The organism is Klebsiella africana (assembly GCF_020526085.1).
GTDB classification, from domain to species: Bacteria; Pseudomonadota; Gammaproteobacteria; order Enterobacterales; family Enterobacteriaceae; genus Klebsiella; species Klebsiella africana.
Map to the genome: position 1 here is coordinate 2,735,671 of NZ_CP084874.1, position 25,186 is coordinate 2,760,856.

General features: G+C 58.9%; 20 protein-coding genes. 13 read left to right on the plus strand and 7 right to left on the minus strand.

Features of this window, described 5'->3' with window-relative positions:
- The first annotated feature begins 20 nt into the window (after positions 1 to 20).
- From mdcA to mdcH, 8 genes are all read left to right on the plus strand, one after another.
- Positions 21 to 1,676 carry a malonate decarboxylase subunit alpha gene (gene mdcA / locus LGL98_RS13395; protein WP_136034034.1) on the plus strand — a complete coding sequence of 552 codons (1,656 nt, stop codon included), beginning with the start codon at positions 21 to 23 and terminating at the stop codon, positions 1,674 to 1,676.
- Positions 1,676 to 2,518 carry a triphosphoribosyl-dephospho-CoA synthase gene (locus LGL98_RS13400; protein WP_136034033.1) on the plus strand — a complete coding sequence of 281 codons (843 nt, stop codon included), beginning with the start codon at positions 1,676 to 1,678 and terminating at the stop codon, positions 2,516 to 2,518. Before mdcA ends, LGL98_RS13400 begins: the two co-directional genes overlap by 1 nt.
- Before the next feature lie 17 nt (positions 2,519 to 2,535).
- Positions 2,536 to 2,835: a malonate decarboxylase acyl carrier protein gene (mdcC, locus tag LGL98_RS13405; protein WP_136034031.1), complete on the plus strand. Its 300-nt coding sequence runs from the start codon at positions 2,536 to 2,538 to the stop codon at positions 2,833 to 2,835.
- Positions 2,828 to 3,661, plus strand: coding sequence for a biotin-independent malonate decarboxylase subunit beta (locus LGL98_RS13410; RefSeq protein WP_012541866.1), 834 nt, complete (start codon positions 2,828 to 2,830; stop codon positions 3,659 to 3,661). The genes mdcC and LGL98_RS13410 overlap by 8 nt, the downstream gene beginning before the upstream one ends.
- Complete coding sequence (gene mdcE / locus LGL98_RS13415; RefSeq protein WP_136034029.1) at positions 3,661 to 4,461, plus strand: biotin-independent malonate decarboxylase subunit gamma; 801 nt, start codon at positions 3,661 to 3,663, stop codon at positions 4,459 to 4,461. The genes LGL98_RS13410 and mdcE overlap by 1 nt, the downstream gene beginning before the upstream one ends.
- Positions 4,462 to 4,596: 135 nt before the next feature.
- Positions 4,597 to 5,556: an AEC family transporter gene (locus LGL98_RS13420; RefSeq protein ID WP_080897414.1), complete on the plus strand. Its 960-nt coding sequence runs from the start codon at positions 4,597 to 4,599 to the stop codon at positions 5,554 to 5,556.
- A 3-nt stretch (positions 5,557 to 5,559) separates the two neighbouring features.
- Positions 5,560 to 6,177 (plus strand): malonate decarboxylase holo-ACP synthase, encoded by a 618-nt coding sequence (locus LGL98_RS13425; protein WP_136034027.1) that lies wholly within the window; start codon positions 5,560 to 5,562, stop codon positions 6,175 to 6,177.
- Complete coding sequence (mdcH, locus tag LGL98_RS13430) at positions 6,177 to 7,079, plus strand: malonate decarboxylase subunit epsilon (protein ID WP_136034479.1); 903 nt, start codon at positions 6,177 to 6,179, stop codon at positions 7,077 to 7,079. The genes LGL98_RS13425 and mdcH overlap by 1 nt, the downstream gene beginning before the upstream one ends.
- On the opposite strand, the gene LGL98_RS13435 is transcribed toward mdcH, so the two are convergent.
- The 5 genes from LGL98_RS13435 to LGL98_RS13455 form a co-directional block, all read right to left on the minus strand.
- Complete coding sequence (locus LGL98_RS13435) at positions 7,069 to 7,995, minus strand: LysR family transcriptional regulator (protein WP_136034026.1); 927 nt, start codon at positions 7,993 to 7,995, stop codon at positions 7,069 to 7,071. The two genes, mdcH and LGL98_RS13435, sit on opposite strands and share 11 nt — an antisense overlap.
- An 87-nt stretch (positions 7,996 to 8,082) precedes the next feature.
- Positions 8,083 to 9,276: a multidrug effflux MFS transporter gene (locus tag LGL98_RS13440; RefSeq protein WP_136034024.1), complete on the minus strand. Its 1,194-nt coding sequence runs from the start codon at positions 9,274 to 9,276 to the stop codon at positions 8,083 to 8,085.
- Between the two features lie 264 nt (positions 9,277 to 9,540).
- Positions 9,541 to 11,151: a malate dehydrogenase (quinone) gene (mqo, locus tag LGL98_RS13445; protein WP_244609889.1), complete on the minus strand. Its 1,611-nt coding sequence runs from the start codon at positions 11,149 to 11,151 to the stop codon at positions 9,541 to 9,543.
- Positions 11,152 to 11,461: 310 nt separating this feature from the next.
- Positions 11,462 to 12,382, minus strand: coding sequence for an N-acetylmuramic acid 6-phosphate etherase (locus LGL98_RS13450; RefSeq protein WP_136034020.1), 921 nt, complete (start codon positions 12,380 to 12,382; stop codon positions 11,462 to 11,464).
- Positions 12,383 to 12,545: 163 nt separating this feature from the next.
- Complete coding sequence (locus LGL98_RS13455; protein WP_136034018.1) at positions 12,546 to 12,902, minus strand: hypothetical protein; 357 nt, start codon at positions 12,900 to 12,902, stop codon at positions 12,546 to 12,548.
- Between the two features lie 155 nt (positions 12,903 to 13,057).
- Here LGL98_RS13455 and LGL98_RS13460 point away from each other — a divergent pair, with 155 nt between their 5' ends.
- A complete protein-coding gene (locus LGL98_RS13460) occupies positions 13,058 to 14,674 on the plus strand; it encodes a sensor histidine kinase (protein ID WP_136034016.1) in 1,617 nt (538 codons plus the stop codon).
- Complete coding sequence (gene dcuR / locus LGL98_RS13465; protein WP_004176303.1) at positions 14,671 to 15,390, plus strand: two-component system response regulator DcuR; 720 nt, start codon at positions 14,671 to 14,673, stop codon at positions 15,388 to 15,390. Before LGL98_RS13460 ends, dcuR begins: the two co-directional genes overlap by 4 nt.
- Here dcuR and LGL98_RS13470 read toward each other — a convergent pair.
- Together LGL98_RS13470 and LGL98_RS13475 are read right to left on the minus strand one after the other, a co-directional pair.
- Complete coding sequence (locus tag LGL98_RS13470) at positions 15,371 to 16,321, minus strand: FAD:protein FMN transferase (protein WP_136034014.1); 951 nt, start codon at positions 16,319 to 16,321, stop codon at positions 15,371 to 15,373. The genes dcuR and LGL98_RS13470 overlap by 20 nt on opposite strands.
- A 67-nt stretch (positions 16,322 to 16,388) precedes the next feature.
- Positions 16,389 to 19,166, minus strand: coding sequence for a flavocytochrome c (locus tag LGL98_RS13475; RefSeq protein ID WP_136034012.1), 2,778 nt, complete (start codon positions 19,164 to 19,166; stop codon positions 16,389 to 16,391).
- 640 nt (positions 19,167 to 19,806) lie between these two features.
- Between LGL98_RS13475 and LGL98_RS13480 the strand changes: the two genes are divergently transcribed.
- From LGL98_RS13480 to LGL98_RS13490, 3 genes are all read left to right on the plus strand, one after another.
- Positions 19,807 to 21,318: an anion permease gene (locus tag LGL98_RS13480; RefSeq protein ID WP_136033095.1), complete on the plus strand. Its 1,512-nt coding sequence runs from the start codon at positions 19,807 to 19,809 to the stop codon at positions 21,316 to 21,318.
- 54 nt (positions 21,319 to 21,372) lie between these two features.
- A complete protein-coding gene (fumA, locus tag LGL98_RS13485; protein ID WP_136033096.1) occupies positions 21,373 to 23,025 on the plus strand; it encodes a class I fumarate hydratase FumA in 1,653 nt (550 codons plus the stop codon).
- 160 nt (positions 23,026 to 23,185) lie between these two features.
- Positions 23,186 to 24,802, plus strand: coding sequence for a mechanosensitive ion channel family protein (locus tag LGL98_RS13490; protein WP_136033098.1), 1,617 nt, complete (start codon positions 23,186 to 23,188; stop codon positions 24,800 to 24,802).
- The last annotated feature ends 384 nt before the right edge of the window (positions 24,803 to 25,186 follow it).

Below are 25,186 nucleotides of genomic sequence, written 5' to 3' on the forward strand. Positions count from 1 at the left end.
GTCGAATCAGGAGGTTAATAATGAATGCCGAACAAACGACGGGGCGGGTCTGGAACCGTCGCCGGACGGAAAAACAACGGCGACTGGCCGAAGTGAAGATCGCCGGCAAGGTCATCCCCACTGACCAGCTGGTCAGCGTACTGGAAAATCTGATCGCCCCCGGCGACCGGGTAGTACTGGAAGGCAACAACCAGAAACAAGCTGATTTCCTCTCCCGCATGCTGGCGGAAGTCAATCCGCAAAAAATCCACGACCTGCATATGATTATGCCCAGCGTCGGGCGCAGCGAGCACCTCGACCTGTTTGAAAAAGGCATTGCCCGTAAGCTGGATTTCTCCTTTTCCGGCACGCAGAGCCTGCGTATTTCACAACTGCTGGAAGATGGCCTGCTGGAAATCGGCGCCATTCACACCTATATCGAACTCTATTCCCGCCTGTACGTTGACCTGTCGCCGAATGTGGCGCTGATCGCCGGCTACAAAGCTGACCGTAAAGGTAATCTGTATACCGGGCCCAGTACTGAAGATACCCCGGCACTGGTGGAAGCCGCTGCGTTCCATGATGGGATTGTTATCGCCCAGGTTAACGAACTGGTGGACGACGAATGCGACCTGCCGCGCGTTGATATTCCCGGCTCGTGGATCGATTACGTGGTGGTTGCCGACAAACCGTTCTTTATTGAGCCGCTGTTCACCCGCGATCCGCGCCTGATTAAGCAAGAACACATTCTGATGGCGATGATGGCGATCAAAGGCATCTACGCAGAACATCAGGTGCAGTCGCTTAACCACGGTATCGGCTTTAATACCGCCGCCATTGAACTGCTGCTGCCCACTTACGGCGAACAGCTCGGACTGAAAGGAAAAATCTGTAAACACTGGACGCTGAACCCGCATCCGACCTTAATCCCGGCGATTGAAAGCGGCTGGGTGGAGAGTGTGCACTGTTTCGGCGGCGAACTGGGGATGGAAGAGTATATCCGCGCCCGACCGGATATCTTCTTTACCGGCCCGGATGGTTCGATGCGCTCTAACCGCGCCTTCTGCCAGCTGGCAGGCCAGTACGCGGTAGATATGTTTATCGGTTCGACCCTGCAGGTGGATGGTCTGGCTAACTCCTCAACCGTCACCCGCGGCCGGCTTTCCGGCTTCGGCGGCGCGCCGAACATGGGCCACGACCCGCACGGGCGCCGCCACGCCACCCCAGCCTGGCTCAATATGATCACCGAGCCAGATCCAATGCAGCGCGGTAAAAAACTGGTGGTGCAGATGGTCGAAACATTCCAGGCCGGCGTGAAACCGACCTTCGTTGAAACGCTCGATGCGGTCGACGTCGCCAAAACCTCCGGCATGCCGCTGGCGCCGGTGATGATTTACGGCGATGACGTCACCCACGTGCTGACCGAAGAAGGTATCGCCTACCTGTATCGCGCGGAAAGCCTTGAAGAGCGCCGGGCAATGGTCGCCGCGGTGGCCGGGATCACCGATATCGGTCTTGGGGTGGACGCCAAACGCGTCGCCGCGCTGCGCCAGAGTGGCAAAGTGGTCTACCCGGAAGATCTCGGGATCCGCCGCAGCGATGCTACCCGCTCCCTGCTGGCCGCTGGCAGCGTCGCCGACCTGGTGGAATGGTCCGACGGACTGTACAACCCACCGGCTAAATTCCGGAGCTGGTAATGAAAATACTCTCCCCCCAACTCGCCGAAAGTCGCGTCAGCTGGCTGGCCGATACCGCCAGCGCCTGTCTGATTGACGAAGCGCGTCTGAGCCCGAAACCGGGTCTGGTGGATAGCCGCGGCAACGGCGCGCATCAGGACCTGAATCTGGCGCTGATGGAGCGATCCGCCCGCAGCCTGCAGCCGACCTTTCACGCGCTGGCCGAGCAAAGCTGGCGTCGCCCGGCGGACATCGCGCTGCGCGAAACCGTCGGCCGCCTTGGCCGCGAAGGCGAAGCGCAGATGATGCTGGCGACGGGTGGGGTTAACACCCACCGTGGCGCTATCTGGGCGCTGGGCCTGCTGGTCAGCGCGGTGGCGATGTTGGGTGGAGAGGGTCAGTCACAGGCGATCGCCGACACCGCCGCCGCCCTCGCCCGCCTGCCCGATGGACAGGCGCCGAAAAGCTTCAGTAAAGGGCTACGCGCCAGCCGCCGCTGGCAGGTGCCAGGCGCCCGCGAAGAGGCGCAGCGCGGTTTTCCACATATCACCACCCTGGCGCTGCCGCAGTTACTAAAAAGCCGTGCGCAGGGCGCCAGCGAGCCGCAGGCGCGGCTTGATGCGCTGATGGCCATCATGACCTCGCTGAGCGATACCTGCGTGCTGTCGCGCGCCGGCATGTCCGGCCTGCACACCATGCAGCAAGGTGCCCGCGACGTGCTGGCCGCTGGCGGTTGCGCCAGCGTCGCTGGTCGCGCCGCGCTGGCGCGTCTTGATACGCAAATGCTGGCGCACAACGCCTCGCCGGGTGGCGCGGCCGATCTCCTTGCCGCCACCCTGTTTCTCGACCGGGTTGCCGGCTAACGCATTCAGAGGATGTTATGGAACAGATTACATTGTCATTTCCTGCCAACCGCGCCCTCAGCGGCAAAGCATTGGCAGGGGTTGTAGGTTCAGGCGATATGGAAGTGCTTTATACCGCCGCACAGAGCGACACGCTCAACGTACAAATCACCACCTCAGTAGATAACAGCCAGGCGCGCTGGCAGGCGCTGTTCGACAGGCTGAATCTGATCAACGGCCTGCCTGCCGGACAACTGATTATTCACGACTTCGGCGCTACGCCGGGCGTCGCCCGCATTCGTATTGAACAAGTCTTTGAGGAGGCCGCTCATGCGTAACGATCGCAGCTTTATCGAACTGCGCGCTCGCGAACGCGCCCACGCCCTGCTGGACGACGGCAGCTACCGCGAACTGCTGGATCCGTTTGAAGGCATTATGTCTCCGTGGCTCGGCGCACAGGGCATCGTCCCGCAGTCCGACGACGGAATGGTAGTCGCCAAAGGCACTATCAACGGTCAACCTGCGGTGGTGATCGCCATCGAAGGCACCTTCCAGGGCGGCAGTATGGGCGAAGTCTCCGGCGCCAAAATGGCCGCCGCGCTGGAGCTGGCGGCGGAAGATAACCGCAACGGTATCCCGACCCAGGCGGTACTGTGTCTCGAAACCGGCGGCGTCCGTCTGCAGGAGGCCAACCTCGGTCTGGCCGCCATCGCCGATATTCACGCCGCGATTGTCGACCTGCGCCGCTACACCCCGGTAGTCGGCATTATTACCGGTACCGTCGGCTGCTTCGGCGGCATGTCCATCGCCGCGGCGCTGTGCAGCTACCTTATCGTCACCCGTGAAGCCCGTCTCGGCCTCAACGGCCCGCAGGTTATCGAACAGGAAGCCGGCATTGAAGAGTACGACTCCCGCAACCGGCCGTTTATCTGGAGCATGACCGGCGGGGAAATTCGCGCCGCCAGCGGCCTGGTCGACGCGCTGGTTAACGATGGCGTTAACGCTGTTAAAACCGCAATGAACGAGGCGATAGCCAAAGGCGTACCGGCACAGCACCGCAGCGATAATTATGACGATTATCTGCGTCGCTTGAGCCAGTTCGATACCCGCCAGCAGGCGGATACCGCGCAGATTAAACAGCTTTTTGCCCGGGAGGATAAATAATGAGTCAGTTCCCAAACCGCGCCGCGCTATGGCTGAACAAACTGGCGCCCGACGCGCCGCTGATGAGTGGTCTGTGCCCTTCGGTGCAGGTCGCCGATGGCCAGATTGATGGCGAAAGCGTGCGTTTTATCGCCGTGGTGCCTGACGCTAACAACCACTACCCACGCGCCGCCGGCGGCGAAGTCGGCCTACTGGAAGGCTGGACGCTGGCGAAAGTGGTCAACGAAACCATTGCCGCCGACGCCGACCAGCCTGTCAAACGGCCAATCGTCGCGGTCATTGATGTCCCGAGCCAGGCCTATGGCCGCCGCGAAGAAGCCTTCGGCATCCACCAGGCGCTGGCCGGGGCGGCAGGCGCTTACGCTAAAGCCCGTCTGGCCGGCCACCCGGTAATTGGTCTAATCGTCGGCAAAGCCATGTCCGGCGCGTTTCTGGCCCATGGCTACCAGGCCAACCGCCTGATCGCTTTTAACGATAGCGGCGTGCTGGTCCACGCCATGGGTAAAGAATCGGCAGCGCGCATTACGCTGCGCAGCGTGGAAGCGCTGGAGAAACTGGCGGCGACGATCCCGCCGATGGCCTACGACGTCAGCAACTACGCGACCCTTGGCCTGCTCTCCGCCCTGCTCGATATCAGCAATCCGGATGCGCCAGACGAAGGCGATCTGTCGCTGGTCAGCCGCACCCTGCGCGACGCCATCGCTGACGCCCGCCAGGATCCTTCGTTGAAATGCCGCCTGGGCGCCGAAAATCGCCGCAGCTCACAGCTGGTTCGCGATCGCATGCGCGCCAGCTGGTAAGACGTTCGTACGTAATTAGTAGAAGAAAACCTGCCGGAAGCCGTCCCCGGAGCGCGTAATAAACGCTCCGGGCAAGGGCGGCTTTTAGAAAAAATAACAATCGCGCCAGTACTCTATCTTATTTACAGGTGATTTATGACTTATGTGATTATTCATGCCCTCGCGCCCATTTTCGTGATTATGCTGCTGGGCTTCTGGGCCGGTAAGGCCGGGATGGTAGATAACAAAAACGTCTCGCTGCTCAATATTTTTGTAATGGATTTTGCGTTACCCGCCACGCTGTTCAGCGCCACGGTACAAACCCCATGGGCCGGTATCGTCGCCCAGTCGCCGCTGGTGCTGGTCCTGACCGGCGCGATGTGGATCACTTATGCCGCGATCTACTTCCTCGCCACCAGCGTGTTCAAGCGCACGCCGCAGGATGCCGCAGTGCTGACTCTCACCGTCGCCCTGCCAAACTATGCCGCGCTGGGTCTGCCGATCCTCGGCAGCGTGCTGGGTGAAGGCGCGTCAACCTCGCTGTCGGTGGCGGTTTCTATCGCCTGCGGCTCGGTACTGATGACCCCGTTCTGCCTGCTGATTCTGGAACGTGAAAAAGCCCGCGCCGCCGGTGAAAACACCGGTTCCACGCTGGCGATGCTGCCGGTGCTGATGTGGCGTTCGGTGAAAAAGCCGATCGTCTGGGGCCCGCTGCTCGGGGTGGTGCTATCCGCTATCGGCATTAAAATGCCGGATCTGCTGCTGGCCTCCATTAAACCGCTGGGCCTGGCCGCCACCGCCGCCGCGCTGTTCCTCACCGGGGTGATCCTGTCGGCGCGTAAACTGCAGCTCAATGCGCTGATCGCCACCTCCACTATCGTCAAACTGCTGGTGCAGCCGTTTATTGCCTGGGGTCTGGTGATGGTGCTGGGCCTGCACGGCTCTATCGCCATTACCGCGATCCTGATGATTGCCCTCGCCGCCGGCTTCTTCGGCGTGGTCTTCGGCAACCGCTTTGGCGTACAGTCTCCGGATGCTGAAGCCGTGCTGCTGTTGAGCTCGGTTCTGTGTATCCTGTCGCTACCGCTGTTTATCTCTTTGACTTCAGGACTGTAAACCATGTCAGCAACGCCGCGTCCCCACGATTTAATCTGGTTAAACCACGCCAGCGCCCTGGAAGCTATTGCCGAGCCGTGGGTGGCTCAGCAGTGGCGAGCCACGCTGCCGGTGGTGGTAAGGCGCGACGTTGACGACCAGGCCCGCATCCCGGTGGGGGTGCGAGGCATGAAGCGCGAGCAGCGCGCCGCCGGCTGGGTCCAGGCGCAGCATATCGTGCGCTGCGTGACGCCGGAAATGCTGGTGGAGCGCGAGCGTCTGCTGGGCTCCCCTTTTGTTTCACAGCCGCCGGTTCAGGCGGCTATCTCCCTTACCTTACACCCCTGGTCCTGGCGCTGGGGCGTCACCGGCAGCACCGGCTATGCGCTGGCCACTGAGATCCCGGTACTCCATGCGGCAAGCGATCTGGATCTGCTGATCCGCGCACCGCAGCCACTGGATGACGAGGCGCTACGGGAGTGGCAGGCCCGTGTGGCCCAACTCCCATGCCGCGCCGATACCCAGGTCGAAACACCGTACGGCGCTTTTGCCCTTAATGAATGGCTGCGCGATGGCCGCGCGCTATTGAAAACATCCCGCGGCGCGCGCGTAACCGCGACGCCGTGGCACAGGGAGGAATGATGAAGATTTTGTTTACCTTTCCCGGCCAGGGCGGCCAGCGTCCCGGCATGCTGGCGGCGATCCCCGATCGCGAAGCGATCCTCACCCAGGCGCGCGCCGTACTGGGGGATGAAGTCAATACTCTCGATAGCGCCGACGCGCTACAACACACCCGTGCGGTCCAGCTCTGTCTGCTGATCGCCGGGGTGGCCTGGGCGCGTGAACTACAGCGCCAGGGCGTCAATCCGCAGATGGTCAGCGGCCTGTCCATCGGCGCGTTTCCCGCCGCGGTGATTGCCGGCGCGCTCGATTTCGCCTGCGCGCTGCGTCTGGTGGCCCTGCGTGGGGACTTAATGGAGCAGGCCTATCCCGATGGTTACGGGCTGACGGCGATTATGGGTCTGACCCGCTCGCGGATTGAGGCTCTGCTGCAGGGCCACGAGGTTTATCTCGCCAACCTGAACGCCGAAACGCAGTTCGTGATCGCGGGCCGTGATGAGGCCATGGCCGAGGTGGCGCAGCAGGCGCTGCAGGCGGGGGCCAGTAAGGCCCAGCGGCTGGCGGTCAGCGTTCCGTCGCACTGCGCGCTGCTGGATAAACCCGCCGCTGAGCTGGCAAAAGCCTTTGCCGGCGTCAGCTTAAAGCGCCCACGGTGCGCCTATTTAAGCGGCTCAACCGCGCGCGTACTGTGGGACCCACAGCGGATCGCTGACGATCTGGCGATGAATATGGCGCGCCCGGTCCACTGGCAGGAGGCGATGATTGCCGCCGATGAGCGCGACGCGCGCTTAGCCATTGAAATGCCCCCCGGCGGGGTACTCACTTGCCTGACGCGCCAGGCGGGCTGGCGCGGTGAGACACTTTCGCTGGAACGCAGCGGTGTGGACGTCGCCCGCCATCTGGCGCAGCGACTTAGTGACTAAGACTGCGGGCGTACATTCGCCCCTCCGCGGCCAGCGCCAGCAGATCGGCGTCGCGCTCACGGTGGTGAGAATAAACAATCGAGATCAGCTGGCGCATCTGGTACGGCTCCGCCAGCTTCAACAGCTGCACATCCTTCTCGTAGACTTTCTTCATCCGTCCCGGCAGTAGCGCAAAACCGACGCCCGCCTGCACCAGGCTAATCATCGAGAAAATATCATTTACCCGAGTGACAATTTCTGGCTCAAAACCGGCAATATGAAACGCCTCCCGAAACCCGGCATAGGTGGCAAACCCTTCCGCCAGCGAGACAAATTTCCGGTCGGCGTAATCACGCAGGTCGGCAAGCTGAGTGGCATCCAGCCGCTCTGTCGCCGGCGCGGCGAGAAAGATATCATCTTCAAACAGCGGCACCACGTCGAAAGCGGTCTGGTTGAACTCCCCTTCATTGGTGGCGATTAAGATAGCGTCCAGCGCATCGTCTTCCAGCATATCGAGCAGCATCTGGTTGGAACCCATGGTCAGATCCAGCTCCAGTTCCGGACGACGCAGCTTCATTCCCATGATGATGCGCGGAACAGTTTCCAGCGTCAGGGAATAGAGGGTACCGATACGCAACCGTCCCTGACCGACGCCGGCGACCTTGCGCGTCGCCTCAAGGCCGCGGCTCATCAGGCTCATCACATCCTGACAGTATTCCAGCAGCGTCCACGCCGCCTGCAGCGGCAGCAGATTACGCCCTTTGTGAACGAACAGGGGGCAACCGACGCCCTCTTCGAGCGTATGCAGCGCGCGGTGGACGCTGACACTGCTGAGCTTCATCGCTTCGGCGGTTCTGGCGATATTGCCCTTCGCCATAAACGTCATAAAGACCGACAGCTTGCGGAAGGTGATCTCCTGGTTAATATCGTCTTGCATGGCCCTTCCACACTCCTGGTTAGCGTTTTCTTATACAAATTCGGGCCAGTATAACAATAACCACTCAAACTGTGTTGATGGCGACCGCTATTGTCTGCCGCTGCCACGGCGATGAATCCATGCCAGAAACAGGCTGGCAAGAGTAAACGCCGCCATAATCCATGCCATGGTCCAGGGCGTACCGTCATGCAGCCATGCCAGCAGCAGCGAGGAGACAATACCACTACCGTACTGCAGCGATCCAATTAGCGCCGAAGCAGAACCGGCATATTCCCCGGCCTCATCCAGTGCTGCGGCGGTGGAGGTGGCAGCAATCACCCCATTCATTGAGAAATAGAGGAATATACTCACCACGATCAGCGGCAGGCCGCCGACCTGAAAACGCACGCCGGCAGCCAGTACGCTAACGGCAATTGCCGATACCGCCAGCGCCGCTTTCAGCAAAGTGCCCAGCGCATGACGCTGAACCAGCCGGCGGTTCACCACGCTCATCAGCATGACGCCGACAATATTGACCGCGAACAGCCAGCCGTAATGCTGCGGGGCGACGCCAAAATAGCGAATATAGACATCCGGCGAACCGGTGATAAACGCGTAAGCAGCCACGTAAAAACAGGTCAGACTGAGGGTATAGCGCATGAACGTGCGGTTTCTCACCAGCGCGGCGTAGTTGCGAAAAGCGCCCAGCGGCGACCCTTGCTGACGCCGCGCCGGCGGCAGGGTTTCCGGCAGCCAGCACAGCGCAACCAGCATCAGCCCGCCAATCGCCACCAGCAACCAAAAAATCGCGTGCCAGCTGGTGAATTTAATCAGCTGTCCGCCGATGAGCGGGCCGGCAATCGGCGCAATCGCCATCACGATAGTCAGCGTCGAAAGCATCTGCGCCGCGCGGGTACGGGCAAAAAGATCGCGGACCATCGCCCGCGCCAGCATCGGCCCGGTACAGGCGCCCAGGGCCTGAAATACGCGCCAGAAAACAATCTGATCGATAGTGGTCGATAGCGCACAGCCTGCGGAGCCGATAATAAATAGCACCATGCCGATAAACAGCGGTATGCGACGCCCGAGTCGATCGCTTATCGGCCCCCATACCAGTTGCGCCAGCGCAAAGCCAATCAGAAAGCCAGTGATGGTCAGTTCCGCGTCGCCCTGCAACTGTGCGGCCATCATTGGCATGGCCGGCAGGTAAATGTCGGTGGAGAGTGAGGTGAAGGCCATCAGGCCGCTCAGAATCAAAATAAAAAGCGCCCCACTGGTGGCGCGCTGATGCGATGACGTCATTTAGGCTATCCGTTAAGGAGAGAAAGGCGGAAAAACGGCCCGCAATGGTAGCTGTTTCAGGGACACGGACAATCCCCGCCAGGCCAATCAAGGCTATGAATAAAATTCATAAATGGGCTCGATACACCGGGGACACAACATGCAAAATCGTCAGGTTGCGAGGCCATCCACCAGGGCTGCTAAGCGAAACGTCATCAGACACTGATTTTAATCATCAGGGAAAGACCGTGGTCTTCCCCTGATGTTCACCGCACGAATGTGGCGTTACAGCGCCATATCATGCTGCGGCGAGGCCTCGCGCTGCGGCTCAGCCGGTTTGGCGGTCGCCATGGGCGCCGCCGCTGGCATCTGGATCACCGGCGGCTTCGTCAGCTGCAGCGCCGCAGCGGTGTCATCCCATACCTGCTGGGTCAGCGCCACGTTGCCGTTCAGCTTCTGGCCGTAGCTCGGCACAATAGCGTGAATGCGGCTCTGCCACTCCGGCGAGTTAAACTGCTGCGGGAACATCTGCTTGAGCACGTTCAGGGTGATCGGCGCGGCGGTGGAAGCCCCCGGCGACGCGCCGAGCAGCGCGGAAATGGTTTTCTGCTGATCGACCACCACTTCGGTACCGAGCTTCAGTACGCCACCCTTCTCTGCGTCTTTCTTGATGATCTGTACGCGCTGGCCGGCCTGGATCAGTTTCCAGTCTTCTTTACGCGCGTCCGGGTAGTACTCTTTCAGCGCAGCGAAACGGTCATCATCGCTGAGCATCACCTGGCTAACCAGGTATTTCACCAGATCGAAGTTGTCGAGACCGACGTGGGTCATCGGCAACACGTTATCGGTAGTGGTGGTGCTGAGCAGATCAAAGAACGAACCATTTTTCAGGAACTTGGTCGAGAAAGTGGCGAATGGTCCAAACAGTACCACGCGCTTACCGTCAAGATAACGAGCGTCAAGGTGCGGCACCGACATCGGCGGTGCGCCGACCGAAGCCTGACCGTAGACTTTCTCCAGATGCTGCGCAGTAACCGCCGGGTTCTCGGTCATCAGGAACGAGCCGCCCACCGGGAAGCCAGCATAGTTGTCCGCTTCCGGAATACCGGTTTTTTGCAGTAGCTTCAGCGCGCCGCCGCCGGCGCCGATAAAGACGTACTTGGCGTCAATAGTCTGCGCTTCCCCGCTCTGCACGTTCTTAATCGTCACGTGCCAGGAGTTATCGGCATTGCGTTTGAAATCCGTTACCTCAGAGGAGGTCTGCAGGCTGAAATGGCTGTTTTTCTTCAGGCTGCCGATCAGCTGGCGGGTGATTTCGCCGTAGTTAACATCGGTGCCCACCGGCGTCCAGGTGGCAGCCACTTTCTGCTGCGGATCGCGCCCTTCCATCACCAGCGGCGCCCACTGTTTAATTTGCGCGTGATCGGTGGAGAATTTCATTCCCTGGAATAAGGTGGTCTGCTGCAGCGCGTTATAACGCTTCTGCAGATAATCGACATTATCGCCCCACACAAAACTCATATGCGGTGTGGAATTAATAAAGGAATGCGGATCGTGCAAAATACCGCGCTTCACCTGGGCCGACCAGAACTGACGGGAAATCATAAACTGTTCGTTAATATCCAGCGCTTTACTGACGTCAATCGAACCATCGGCCCGCTCCGGCGTATAGTTCAGCTCCATATTCGCCGAGTGACCAGTACCGGCATTATTCCAGCCGTTGGAAGATTCCAGGGCCACGCCGTCCAGTTTCTCCACCATGGTCAGATCCCAGTCCGGCTGCAGCGCTTGCAGCCAGGTGCCGAGCGAGGCGCTCATGATCCCGCCGCCAATCAGCAGGAAGTCGGTTTTTTTAGAGGTATCCGCTTCAGCGTGCGTCGCCGCGCTGACAAACATGGCTAATGCGGTAAAGGAAATAATCGTTTTTTTCATTGCAGGCATAATAGAATTATCACGTAGCACACGGTCATAAGAGGTAGCATATTAACGCACTTTTACTTTATTTTAAAATATCACTTACACTCTCACACTTTTAATCAAACGATTATTTAACTTAAAAAAGTAAATTTAAAAATAAAATAGCACGGCATAAAACAATAACGTTGAAAATTCAGCGCCATTGCTCGATAAAATAAAAGATAAGCATTTCTTTAATTACTAAAGTCCAGGCGCGCATGTTCATTGCGCGCGCCTGGCAGAGGAGGGATTACTGGGCGGAGGTGACAGCGCTGCGCTGGGCTTCGCGCAGGGCGAGACGCAGATGATCGTGGTGTTTCGTCAGCAATTCACGCGCGTGCCAGGCGTCCAGCCCGCTGAGCAGCATCAGGATCGCGGTGCGGCAGTGCTGATGACAGCTGGCCAGCGCGGCTTTGGCTTCGCTGCGGGTGCAGTCAGTAGCCGCCATCACAATCGCTATCTGCCGCTCTGCCCAGTGCGGGCCGTTAGCCTGCAGATCGACCCGCAGATTGCTGTACACCCTGCCATCACGGATCGCGAGTCCGGTCGTCAGCATATTGACAATCTGCCGCTGGGCCAGCTGAGCCTTCGGATTGGCTAACCCCGCTACCGCCTCCGGCCCGGTCTGTGGAGCAATAATGATATCCGCCAGCTGCGCTGCCTCGCTGGTCGGCTGCTGGGTGACGACCGCAATCGGGGCGCCCAGCGACCAGGCGTGGCGCATCGCCCCCCACACCCACGGCGTTTTGCCGCTAACGGTCAGCGCCAGCAGCATATCGCGGTTGCTAAAATCCAACGACTGCAGTTCAAAGGCGCCAAGATCATAATTATGTGCTGCGGTTTCCATCTCGGCCATCGCCGCTGCCGGCCCGCCGGCAATGAGCCCGACCAGCGCGTGTTTACCTTCCGGCGAATAGTCGCTGACCGCCTCGATGGCCGTCCGGCCCGAGGCGCCCGCGCCGATAACGATCAGACGCCCTCCCCGGCCCATCGTCGCGGTGGCGATATCAATCAGCCGGGCGATCTCCGGCAGGCAGGCGCCGACCGCCTCCGATATCTGCTTATCATCCTGATGCAGCATCGCCAGCATGTCAGCCGTGGCGAGACGATCGATGTGGGTGGTATCGGGGTGACGGCGTGCCTGCATTGACGCGGTTAGCGAACTGCTCATAACAACCTCCATTTACGACAGAAAAAGCGCATCTCGGCAAAATCAGCGGCCTGATGCATATCCTTATATTCATCAGGACTATTTAACCTCTGTCGCCACTATACGGGGAATGTTCTGCGCTTTACCGCCGTCGGGGTCACAGTTTACCGTCCCCAACGCCCGTTCACGGGTGATTGTCGGTTATCTGAGCAATGCTGTCTGAAGTCTCATCTTCACCACCCGCCTGCATGGCCAACCAAAAGGATTGCTGGCAAAGGTTATAAAACTGTTTGCGCATCGGGTTGACCTCCTCGCCGGCAGCGTCGATAACCTGCCAGTCAATCCAGCATTCCGGGCAGGATGCGCTATCCTGCTGCGCGATCTCAAGCTCATAGCGGTGCTGGATCACCACCCCGCTGCGGTGCCGCCAGCGGGCGATCTCCCACTCGGCTTCCGCTTCGTAATCCCGTTCACGATGCTGCGCCAAGCGTTCAACGTGCTGCTGCCGGAGAATATCCCGGACCAGAGAAGCCAGTTCCATAGTGTCTGCCTTAAGCCTGTGGCGAAAAGCGCCAGTTTACCCTGCGCAGGCGGCGTCTGCCGTAGCAAAAGCGGCCTTTTGCTTTGATTACACGGCTTTATGAATGCCGCGCTATCGGCGATAATACTCTTTCACTGAATCTATCCGGGGTTGTCATGAAGGCATCTGAGCACCCGCCTCGCGTGCGCCAACGCACCTTACCGTTAAAGCTGAGCACCGCCGTGTCCTTGATGATCGGCAGCGTCATCGGCGCCGTGCTGCTGTTGGTGTATGCCCTGTGGTATATGCAGATCAGCAATGCCACGCGCGATGGCCTAAAAGAGACCGCGCTGGCGGTAGCGCGTACCATGGCCGATATGCCGCAGGTGAAGCGCGGGCTGGAGGCGCCCCCGCAGCAGCAGATCATCCAGCCGCTGGCCCAGACCATTACCCGGCGCAACGACCTGCTGTATGCGATCGTCACCGATATGCAAGGCATTCGCTATTCGCATCCGGATAGCTCGATCATCGGGAAGCCGTTCATCGGCCAGGATATTCTGCCGACGCTGCAGGGCAAAGAGAACGTTGCTATTAACCACGGCGTGCTGGCCCCGGCGCTGCGGGTATTTACCCCGGTATTCAATGACCAGCATCAGCAAATCGGCGTGGTGGTGGTCGGCATTTCGCTGAGTAAAGTGGACGAACAGATCGCCAACAGCCGCTGGGACGTGCTGCTGACCATCCTGTTCAGCGCGCTGGTGTGCGCGCTGGGCACCTGGAGCCTGGTGCGCGGCCTCAAGCGCGTGCTGCTGGGGCTGGAGCCGCAGGAGATTTCCACCCAGTTTCAACAGCGTCAGGCCATGCTTCACGCTCTCAAGGAGGGGGTGGTGGCCGTCGATGCCCATGGCCAGGTAAATCTCATCAACCCCGCGGCGCAGGAGATCCTTTTTTCCGGCCCGGACAAGACCCTCGCCTCAAGCCCACTGCTCGCCGACCTGCTGACCGTTTTGCAAAGTGGCGAGCCGATGTATGACCGCGAACTGGGGTGCAATGGCCTGCTGCTGATTAGCAATACGGTGCCCATCCGCAGCCAGGAGGCGGTGGTCGGCGCGATCTGTACCTTCCGCGATAAGACCGAGGTTAGCCAGCTGCTGCAACGGCTGGACGGCATGATGAGCTATGTGGATGCCCTGCGCACCACCTCCCATGAATTTATGAATAAACTGCACGTGATCCTCGGCCTGCTGAATATGAAAAGCTATGGCAAACTTGAGGAATACGTGCTGCAAACCGCCCACCGCTACCAGGCGGATATCGGTGATATTCAGCACCGCATTAAATCCCCGGTGGTGGCCGGCTTTCTGATAAGTAAAATTCAGCGCGCCACCGAGTGCGGCTTTACCCTGACGCTGGCGGAAGAGAGCCTGGTACCGGATTGTCCGAATGAGAAGCAGGTCACCGTGCTGGTAACGGTGCTGGGCAATCTTATCGAGAATGCGCTGGACGCCATGGCCGGCCAGGCGGAGGGAGAGATCGGCCTGCTGCTGCACTACCAGGACGGTTGGCTGAGCGGTGAAGTGAGCGACGACGGGCCGGGGATCCCGGAAAACAACATCGACGCTATCTTTAACAAAGGCTTCTCCACCAAAGGCGAGAATCGGGGCGTCGGGCTGTTTCTCGCCAACCAGCAGCTGCGCGAACTGGGCGGCACCCTTGCCGTCGAATCGGAACCTGGCGTATTTACCCAATTTTTTGTTCATCTCCCCTGGGATAGTAAAAGGAAACGTGCGTGATAAATGTGTTGATTGTTGACGATGATGCGATGGTGGCCGAACTCAATCGCCTGTATGTGGCAAGGGTTCCCGGTTTTCGTTGCAGCGGGAGCGCTTCGACGCTCAGTCAGGCTCAGGAGATGATTAACGATCCGCAGCAGGAGATCGATCTGGTGCTACTGGATGTCTACATGCAGCAGGACAGCGGGCTCGATCTGCTGCCGACCATCCGCGAGTCGGGGCGCGCTATCGATGTCATCATGATCACCTCGGCAGCGGATGCCGCCACGGTGCAGACAGCCATGCATTACGGGGTGGTCGATTACCTGATCAAACCTTTCCAGTTTCCGCGCTTTGAAGAGGCGCTCACCACCTGGCGGGAGAAGCGCAAGCTGATAACCGGCCAGCCCTATTACGAACAGGCCGACGTTGACCGCCTGCTGCACGGCGGCGCGCCAGAGGCCAGCGACGCGCGCAAGCTGCCTAAGGGATTAACCGCGCAAACCCTGCGCACACTCTGCCAGTGGATTGACGCCCATCCGGATGTCGAATTCTCTACCGATGAGCTGGCGGCGGCGGTGAATATCTCCCGCGTTTCATGCCGCAAGTATCTGATTTGGCTGGCGCAGATCAATATTCTCTATACCACTATTCACTACGGCGCTACCGGGCGGCCGGTCTATCGCTACCGCCTGGTCGCTGAGCAGTACAGTTTGCTTAAGCAGTACAGTCAGTAACACGATAGCCGCTGTCCAGCGGCGAAAAACGCAGCCGCTGCCGCGATGAGAGAATGATGTCGCGATTTTTGGTGACGAAAATCGCGTCGATATCCTCACGCTGACGCAGCGCTGCGCAGCCCTTCTCTACGCCGAGGCCGAACAGCAGCGTAGTCCAGATATCGCCGTCTAAAGAATCCGCGGAAATAACCGTCACGCTATCGAGTTCGTTATCCAGCGGATAACCGCTGCGCGGGTCGAGAATATGGTGCCAACGTTTGCCATCCTGTTCGAAATAGCGCTCGTAGGTCCCCGAGGTGACCACCGATTGCCCGTTGATCGTCAGGGAACCGATCAGCGCCTGCGCGTCGGCAAATGGTTTTTTCAGGCCAATGGCCCATTCGCCGAGGGTATGCACATTGCCGCCGAGGTTAATCAGCGCCTTCTCGACCTGCTGCTGACGGAGATAATCGCGCACGCGGTCAGCGATATAACCTTTGGCAATCGCCCCGAGATCCAGCTCCATCCCCGGCTGCTGGAGAAACACGCTGCAGGTCGCCTCATCAAGGATCACCTCCTGTGGGCGGGTCAGCGCCAGTCGGGCTTTGATATCAGCCGCGACAGGCACGCTGTGCCCGTGAAAACCAATTCGCCACAGCTTCACCAGCGGGCCGATGGCGAGGTTAAAGGCGCTGTCGCGCACCATGCTGGCGGCTTTGGCGCACTGGATCAGCTGAAAGACCGGCCGGCTGACGGTGACCGGATGACGCCCGGCGGCGTGGTTGATGTCCATCACCTGCGACTCGGCGCGGTTAACGGTGAGCAGGTCTTCGTAGCGCTTGATAAGCTGGAAAACGCGGGAGGCCATCGCCTCATCGTGGGAACAGAGTTTGAGCAGGATGGGCGAGCCCATCAACACGGCGGAGTAGCTATAGACGCGGTTATCGGACATCGGGCTCTCCTTAGAAGGGGCAAGCCGGGCGGCGAAAGCGCCAGCCCGGCAGGAGCAAGGTTACAGGTTATCCTCTGGCACGTTTCGCCGCCTGATGGCCCGCGAGGGTACCGAAGATGATGATATCCGCGACCGCGTTACCGCCGATACGGTTGCCGCCGTGGATCCCGCCCACCACTTCACCGGCGGCGTAGGCGCCGCGGATCGGCTGCTGCGCCACATTCAGCACTTCGCCATCGGTATTAATGGTCACGCCACCCATGGTGTGGTGCACCCCGGGGGCGATACGAATAGCGTGGAACGGACCTTCGTTGATCGGCGCGCGCAGCGCGGTGGTGCGGCCAAACTGTTCATCATGCTGTTTTTCCACCGCCCCGTTGTAGCACTCGAGGGTGGCGAGGAAAGCATGGTAATCCATCCCCAGTTTCTCCGCCAGTTCCCGCGGTGAGCTGGCGCTGGTGACGAAGCCTTTGGCGATGTACTCGTCGGCAGCTTTGTTTTTCGCCCGTACATGCTCGTCAAAGACGATGTACGCATAGTGTTCCGGCAGAGCGATAATCGCCGCCGAGACTTTATCGCGGGTCTCCATCTCATTGAAGAAGCGGTTACCCTGCTGGTTGACGAGGATCGCCCCGCCGCCGCGAATCGACTCGGAAATCAGGTACGAGGTCTGCTGCTCAACGGTCGGGTGAATCTGAATTTCGCCCATGTCCACGGTGCCGGCGCCGATGCGCTCCAGCAGCGCGATACCGCTCCCGGTAGCCCCTTTGTGGTTAGTGGTGACAAAGCCTTCGAGGTCCGGACGATACTTCACGACCATCGCGCTGTTGGCGCTGAAGCCGCCGGTGGCCACTACGATGCTTTTGGTCTGTACTTCAATAACTTCTTTCTCGTCGTTGACCAGACGTACACCGCTAACCTCATTCCCGCTCATCAGGATCTCTTCCACCGAGGTATCCAGCAGGACGTCAATACCGCGTTTGGTGATGTTGCGCACCAGGCCGCTAATCAGATAGCCGCCGACCGCTGACCCGTCGCGCGGACGGTGGGTACGGTCAATGCTCATCCCACCGGTGGTGGTGATATCGTTGAGCATAATGCCGCGGTCCGCCAGCCACTCAATGGCTTGCGGCGCATTCTCCACAAAGCGACGCAGTAGCTGCGGGTTGTTTTTGTTGTGGCCGCCTTTCAGGGTTTCCTGATAGAACAGCTCTTTACTGTCCTGAATCCCTTTCACGCGCTGGAAGCGAGTTTCCGCGGCGTTCATCCCGGCAGAAGCCTTAATGGTGTTCCCGCCGATGGTCGGCATTTTTTCGACGATCAGCACGCTGGCCCCTTCGTCGTGAGCCTGAATGGCTGCCGCCAGACCGGCGCCGCCGCTCCCTACCACCACCACATCATAGCTTTTCGGCGCGGCGTCATTGCCGCCCTCTTCCGCCGCCAGCGCTTTGCTGGATTTCAGCATCGCTTTGGCGACCGCTTTTTTCACCGCTTCGCTCTGGCTGGTGGCGCCGGAAATCGCGTCTACGTGCGGGGTATTAGCGGTGAGGATACGTTCACGGATCTCTTCGAAGCTGGTGGTGAACTCCACGGTCTGCACCGGGCTCGCCGCCAGTTCGATATCGGCAATATGGTCATTTTCGAGGCTGACGTTGATCACCAGCTCATTGGCGTCATCGTGGACGGTCTCAACAAACATCCCCGGTTTAAATTTGGCATCACCCATGCTCATGTCGCGGATCATCGCTTCCACCAGCGAGAAGCGCCACAGCGGTTCCGGAATGTGCAGCGCTTCACGCTGGGTGCTGTCGATAAACAGCTCCAGCTCTTCGCCGGCGGCGATACGTGACGCCCAGTCCGGATAGGCGATGCAGGCGCGGCCTACCGCAATCAGGTCATAGCCGTGATTGAGGCCCTGCTCGGCATCAGCGGCGTTGACTACCCCGCCGACCCCCATCACCGGCACCTGGGCCAGGGTTTCAGAGCGCATAGCGCAGTATTTCTCAATCAGCGGCGTCGGATCGCTGGTATCGACGATAGACGGGCGCAGGGTGGCCCCCACCGAGAAGTGGAGATAATCGACACCGCGGGCGGCCAGTTTTTCCAGCAGGTACATGGTGTCGTCGAAGCGGATCCCCGGGACCTCCATCTCCTCCGGCGAGAAGCGATAGCCGATGATAAAGGCATCGTCAGCATACTGGCGGGCCATTTTGTGGGTAATATCCAGCACCGCCAGTGGGAAACGGGCGCGGTTGTCGCGGCTACCGCCCCACTGGTCGTCACGCTGGTTGGAGTTCGGCGAATAGAACTGCTGGATGAGATAGGTGTTGGCGCCGTGAATTTCGACGCCGTCAAAACCGGCGAGGATCGCGCGACGGACGCCGTCGCCAAACTTGGCGATCATCCCTTCCACTTCTTCACCACTGAGCGCTCGCGGCATGGCGGCGCCCTCACGCGGAGCGGCGATGGCGCTCGGCGCCACCGGCTGGCGCCCCCCGATCAGCTGCGGGTCGACCATACGGCCGCCGTGGTAGATCTGCAGAATCGCTTTTGAACCTTGCGCTTTGATCGCCTCGGCGATTTTCGCCAGGCCGGCAATTTTTTCATCATTATCAATGCCGATCGCACCCGGGAAGGCCAGACCGTAGTCATCAATAAAGCAGCACTCGACAATAATGGTGCCGATGCTGCCGGCGCGCGCGCGGTAGTACTCCACCAGCTCGCTGGTGACGGTGCCATCGAAATAACCGGTGCAGGTGGTCATCGGCGCCATGAGCAAACGGTTTTTCAGCTCGGTACCATTTGGTAAAGTAAATGGCTGCAAAATACGTTCGTTACTGGTCATAAGTTACGCTCCAGATTTTAAAATATTAAAAGCTCAGAATGGGGTGACGGAATCATTATTGGTTGTGGTTTTTAATTCCTGCTGTCATGCCAATAATATAGCGCGTTTTTTAGTTACTAAACTAATTACGTTAGTTATAAAACTATTTAACCCCAACAATAACATCACTACCTCTATTGTATTATTAAAATAATAAATTACATTTACATAATACAAATGTGCGATAACATTTATGATACTTTTGTTAACATAATTAATGACAAAGAAAAACAATAAAAAACAGCAAAATCAGACACATACAAAAACAAAAAATAATTTTAGCATTTATTGTTCATTTATATTTTAACATCTATCGATATTTTAGCCAAATTAACACCTCACCATATAGGGTTATGCTGATAATAAAAAAATAGTGAAATCACCGGCTTTTCTTGATCTTGATCAATTGCAACGGCCATTGAAAGCGCAATATATAAATAACCAACAAATTTAATTTAACGCCTCATAAAACGCGTTAAATAAGCGCCCTGTCGATACTCAGAAACGCAAAATAAAAACTAAAGTAACTTTTGTAATTAAAGAAACCACTGAGCATGTCGCTGGCGTAAACGTTATTTTCAACAACTTGCAGATACTCATTATGAAAGAGAAAAAGACAACCATACCGCCTGCCGGTGCAGTCAAGCCAACGACTGCGAATAAAAAACGTCTCCTGATGATGGCGCTGCCGATTATCGTTGCCGTGCTGTTATTGTTCGTCCCGGTCCCGGACGGCCTACCGCCGTACGCCTGGCACTACTTCGCTATCTTTGTCGGGGTGATCGTCGGGTTGATTTTTGAACCGCTGCCCGGCGCCGTTATCGGCATCACCGGCGTGGTAGTTATTGCCCTGTGCAGCCAATGGCTGCTGTTCAGCCCGGATCAGATGGCCGCGCCAGGCTTCAAAATGGCCGGCGCCTCCTTTAAGTGGGCGGTGAGCGGCTTCGGCAACTCCACCGTGTGGCTTATCTTCGGCGCGTTCATGTTCGCCGCCGGCTACGATAAAACGCAGTTCGGCCGCCGCCTGGCGCTGATTCTGGTGAAATATCTTGGCCGTCGCAGCCTGACGCTCGGCTACGCCATCACCTTCGCGGATCTGCTGCTGGCGCCGTTTACACCGTCTAACACCGCACGCAGCGGGGGGACTATCTACCCGATTATCGCTAACCTGCCGCCGCTGTACGGTTCAAAGCCAAACGATCCGAGCGCACGTAAAATCGGTTCCTATCTGATGTGGGTAGCGATCACCGCCGCCTGTATCACCAGCTCGATGTTCCTGTCGGCGCTGGCCCCGAACCTGCTGGCCCTGGCGCTGGTCAAAAGCATTGTTGGCATCAATATCTCCTGGGGCACCTGGTTCATCGCCTTCCTGCCGCTGGGTATCCTGCTGATTCTGGCCATGCCGCTGCTGGCCTACTGGTTCTACCCGCCGGAAGTGAAAGTCAATAACGAAGTGCCACTGTGGGCCGCGCGTGAACTGGAAAAACTGGGCAAGCTGTCACGCAATGAAATTCTGCTGCTGGTCTTCGTCTGCTTCGCGCTGATGATGTGGATCTTCGCCGCCGACTGGATCGAACCGGCGCTGGCTGCCCTGCTGGTTATCGTGCTGATGCTGTGGACCGGCGTGCTCTCGTGGAGCGATATCACCAACAACAAAGCGGCATGGAACACCTTTGTCTGGTTCGCCACCCTGGTGGCACTGGCCGACGGCCTCTCCTCCACCGGCTTTATCGCCTGGCTGGGTAAAGAGGGCGGCGCGCTGATGAGCGGCATCTCGCCGGGGATGGCGACCATCGTCCTGCTGCTGGCGTTCTACTTGCTGCACTATCTGTTTGCCAGCACCACCGCGCACACCACCGCGCTGCTGCCGGCCATGCTGACCATTGCCTCGACTATCCCGGGAATGAATATGGAAGTGTTTGTCCTGCTGATGGTCACCTCGCTGGGCGTGATGGGGATCATCACCCCGTACGGTACTGGCCCAAGCCCAATCTACTACGGCAGCGGCTACCTGCCGACTAAAGATTACTGGCGCCTCGGCACCATCTTTGGCGCCATCTTCCTGGCCGCCCTGCTGCTGATTGGCTATCCGTGGATGTCCATGATGTTCTGATTCATAACCGCCGGGACTACCCCGGCGGTTTTTATCTTTATGGAGTAAGTGACTATGTCGACTAAACCGTTTGTTTATCAGGATCCGTTTCCGCTGGCGCACGACGATACGGAATACTATCTGCTCAGCAAAGAGCACGTCTCCGTCGCCGAATTTGATGGCCAGGAGGTCCTGAAAGTAGAGCCACAGGCGCTGACCCTGCTCGCTCAGCAGGCCTTCCACGACGCCGCCTTTATGCTGCGCGTCTCCCATCAGCAACAGGTCGCCTCGATTTTGCTCGACCCGGAAGCCAGCGATAACGATAAATATGTCGCCCTGCAGTTCCTGCGCAACTCGGAAATTGCCGCCAAGGGCGTGCTGCCAACCTGCCAGGATACCGGCACCGCGATTATCATGGGGAAAAAAGGCCAGCGTGTCTGGACCGGCGGCGGCGATGAAGCCGCCCTGGCGCAGGGCGTTTACAACACCTATACCGAAGATAACCTGCGTTACTCGCAGAACGCGCCGCTGGATATGTATAAAGAGGTTAACACCGGTACCAACCTACCTGCGCAGATCGATCTCTACAGCGTCGACGGTGAAGAATATAAATTCCTGTGCATGGCGAAAGGTGGCGGTTCCGCCAATAAAACCTATCTCTATCAGGAAACCAAAGCGCTGATCACTCCGGCGAAGCTGAAAAACTATCTTGTTGAGAAGATGCGCACCCTCGGTACCGCCGCCTGCCCGCCGTACCACATCGCGTTTGTGATCGGCGGCACCTCGGCGGAAGCGACGCTGAAGACCGTGAAACTGGCTTCGACCCGCTATTACGACGGTCTGCCGACCGAAGGCAACGAACACGGTCAGGCGTTCCGCGACGTGCAGCTGGAGCAGGAATTGTTGCAGGAAGCGCAGAACCTCGGCCTCGGCGCGCAGTTCGGCGGGAAATACTTCGCCCACGATATCCGGGTGATCCGTCTACCGCGCCACGGCGCCTCCTGCCCGATCGGCATGGGCGTCTCCTGCTCCGCCGACCGCAATATCAAAGCCAAAATCAACCGCGATGGCATCTGGATCGAGAAGCTGGAGAGCAATCCGGGGAAATATATTCCTGAGCATCTGCGTCAGGCCGGCGAAGGCGAGGTGGTAAGCATCAACCTGAATCAGCCGATGAGCGAGATCCTGGCGCAGTTGTCGGCACATCCGGTCTCCACCCGCCTGAGCCTCAACGGCACCATTATCGTGGCCCGCGACATCGCCCACGCCAAGCTGAAAGAGCTTATCGATAATGGCGAAGCGCTGCCGCAGTACGTCAAAGATCATCCGATCTATTACGCGGGCCCGGCAAAAACGCCTGCCGGTTACGCTTCCGGCTCCCTCGGCCCGACCACCGCGGGACGTATGGATTCCTATGTCGATCTGCTGCAATCGCACGGCGCCAGCATGGTGATGCTGGCCAAGGGCAACCGCAGCCAGCAGGTGACCGATGCCTGCCACAAACACGGCGGCTTCTACCTCGGCAGCATCGGCGGCCCGGCGGCAGTGCTCGCCCAGCAAAGCATTAAGAGCCTCGAGTGCGTGGCTTATCCGGAGTTGGGGATGGAAGCTATCTGGAAAATCGAAGTCGAAGACTTTCCGGCGTTTATCCTCGTCGATGATAAAGGTAACGACTTCTTCCAGCAGATCCAGAATAAGCAGTGCGCCGGCTGTAAACAGCACGGTTAACGCTTTCCTCTGACGTTGATTCAGGCCATCGCCGTTTGGGCGATGGCTTTTTTTATGTCCGCGCCCCCAGCTTGAATTCACTTCGCGCCAGGCTATGCTCAACTACAAGCCCTCCGTTTTTTGCTGAAAAATAACAATAATTCTTATCTCAGGTGCCGCTATGAACAGGATGAGCATCGTTATCCTCTGGGCGCTGGCGCTGCTGGTGCTCCAGCCGGCGCTGGCCGCCGAACCGCGACAGCAGCCAACCGCACGCGAGCAGGCACGCACGGTGTACATTTTCCATCAGCCGATGGTGATGCTGCAGGCCACCTTTGGCCAGACGACACCTGAAGAACGCGTTTTGCGCACCCGCAGCGCCCTGCGCGCCTTTACCGAAGATGATATTCGCCAGCCGCTGCGGGTCGTACCGGTTATCCGCTATGGTCAGCCAGGACGGTTGTTCCTGATGAACAGCAAACCGGTGTTGCTGCTGAGCCAGGCGGATCTCGACGAGGGGGATGACTTAACCCTCGACCAGGCGGCCCAGCGGGTGCTGGCGCGTATGGAAGCCCAGCGCACCGGTCTGCGAGAACAGTTCAACACTCGCTATCTGCTGCTCTCCACAGGCAAAGCGCTGGCCGGGGGGCTGCTGCTGGCGCTGTTTTACTACGGCGCCTTCCGCGCCTGGCGGCGGGTGCGACGTTTTTTCCTGTTGCGGATCCTCGAAAAACGCAGCGCCATTCCGCAGCACTGGCGGCGCTACCTCGGCAATATTGAAGTTCGACTCTATGCTGTGCTGGCGATCCTTGTCGGTGTACTGGCCTGTTATCTCTGGCTGAGCTGGGCCTTCAGCCTGTTTCCGTGGACACGCGTGTGGAGCGAATCACTGGGCGACTGGTCGCTCGGGGTGATCCGCGACCTCTCTCTGTCGATTGTTGCCTCCCTGCCGGGGCTGATGATCGTGGTGCTTATTTTCCTTCTCACCTGGCTTATCATTCGCCTGGTGAAGGTGGTTCTCGACCAGGTCGCCGCCGGGCGCATCCAGGTGCCAGGCATCCATCCGGAAACCGTCAGCGCCACCCGCCGGTTGATCTCGGTGGTCATCTGGTTGTTTGCCCTCTCCGCCGCCTATCCGTTCCTTCCCGGCGCCAACTCCCTCGCCTTCAAAGGCATTAGCGTGTTCTTCGGCCTGATGCTGACCCTCGGGTCGACCGGGGTGATGACCCATGCCATGAGCGGCCTGGTGCTGATTTACTCTCGGGCGCTGCGCAAAGGCGACTGGATCCGCCTCGCCGATAATGAGGGTCAGGTCAGCGAGATTGGCGTGCTGGCGACCAAAATTCTCACCCGCGAAAATTACATCGTTACCGTCCCGAACGCGGTGGTGGTGAGCGGGAAAATTATTAATCTCAGCGCCGAAAGCGCCGACGGCGGGATCAACCTCACCACCAGCGTCACCATTGGCTACGATACGCCGTGGCGTCAGGTTCATGCGTTGCTGGAGCTGGCGGCGAGACGCACCCCCGGGGTCGATCAGCAAATTGCGCCGGTGGTGCGTAAGCTGGGATTGCTCGACTGGTATACCTCGTATGAGCTGCAGGTGCGCTTATTACCCACTACGAAGCTGCCGGAAGGTCGCAACGCGTTGCATAGCAGCATTATTGACGTGTTCAACGAATTCGGCGTGCAGATTATGTCACCGAACTTTGTAATGCAGCCAAAGGCGGCGGTAGTGGTGCCGCAGGATGCGTGGTTCGCCGCCCCGGCCGTCGCGCCGCAGGAGCCTGAGAAATAAATAAGGGATAATATAGCGGCATTTCCGCCGGGTGGCGGCTGCGCCTTACCCGGCCTACGTACGTACGACCTGTCGTTAATTTATTCACCATTGTTGCTGAAACTGCCGGTGCTGGCGGCCTCAAAATCGCTGAGACGTTCCCGGCAGGCCGGGGTACAGGGGGCTGCGGCGACTGGCCGCCCCCTGTGCGCTCCCTGTGCCATAAGAGACATGACGCAGAAGATCTACCGGGAGCGCAATCTGCCCGGAATTAACATAGAAGTTGTAGCCCTGCCAAACGTTGTGGCCCTGCCAAACATAGTGCGAACAGGGACATTTCCGGTTGTGCCGTTATTTCGCCGGGTGGCGGCTGCGCCTTACCCGGCCTACGTACGTACGACCTGT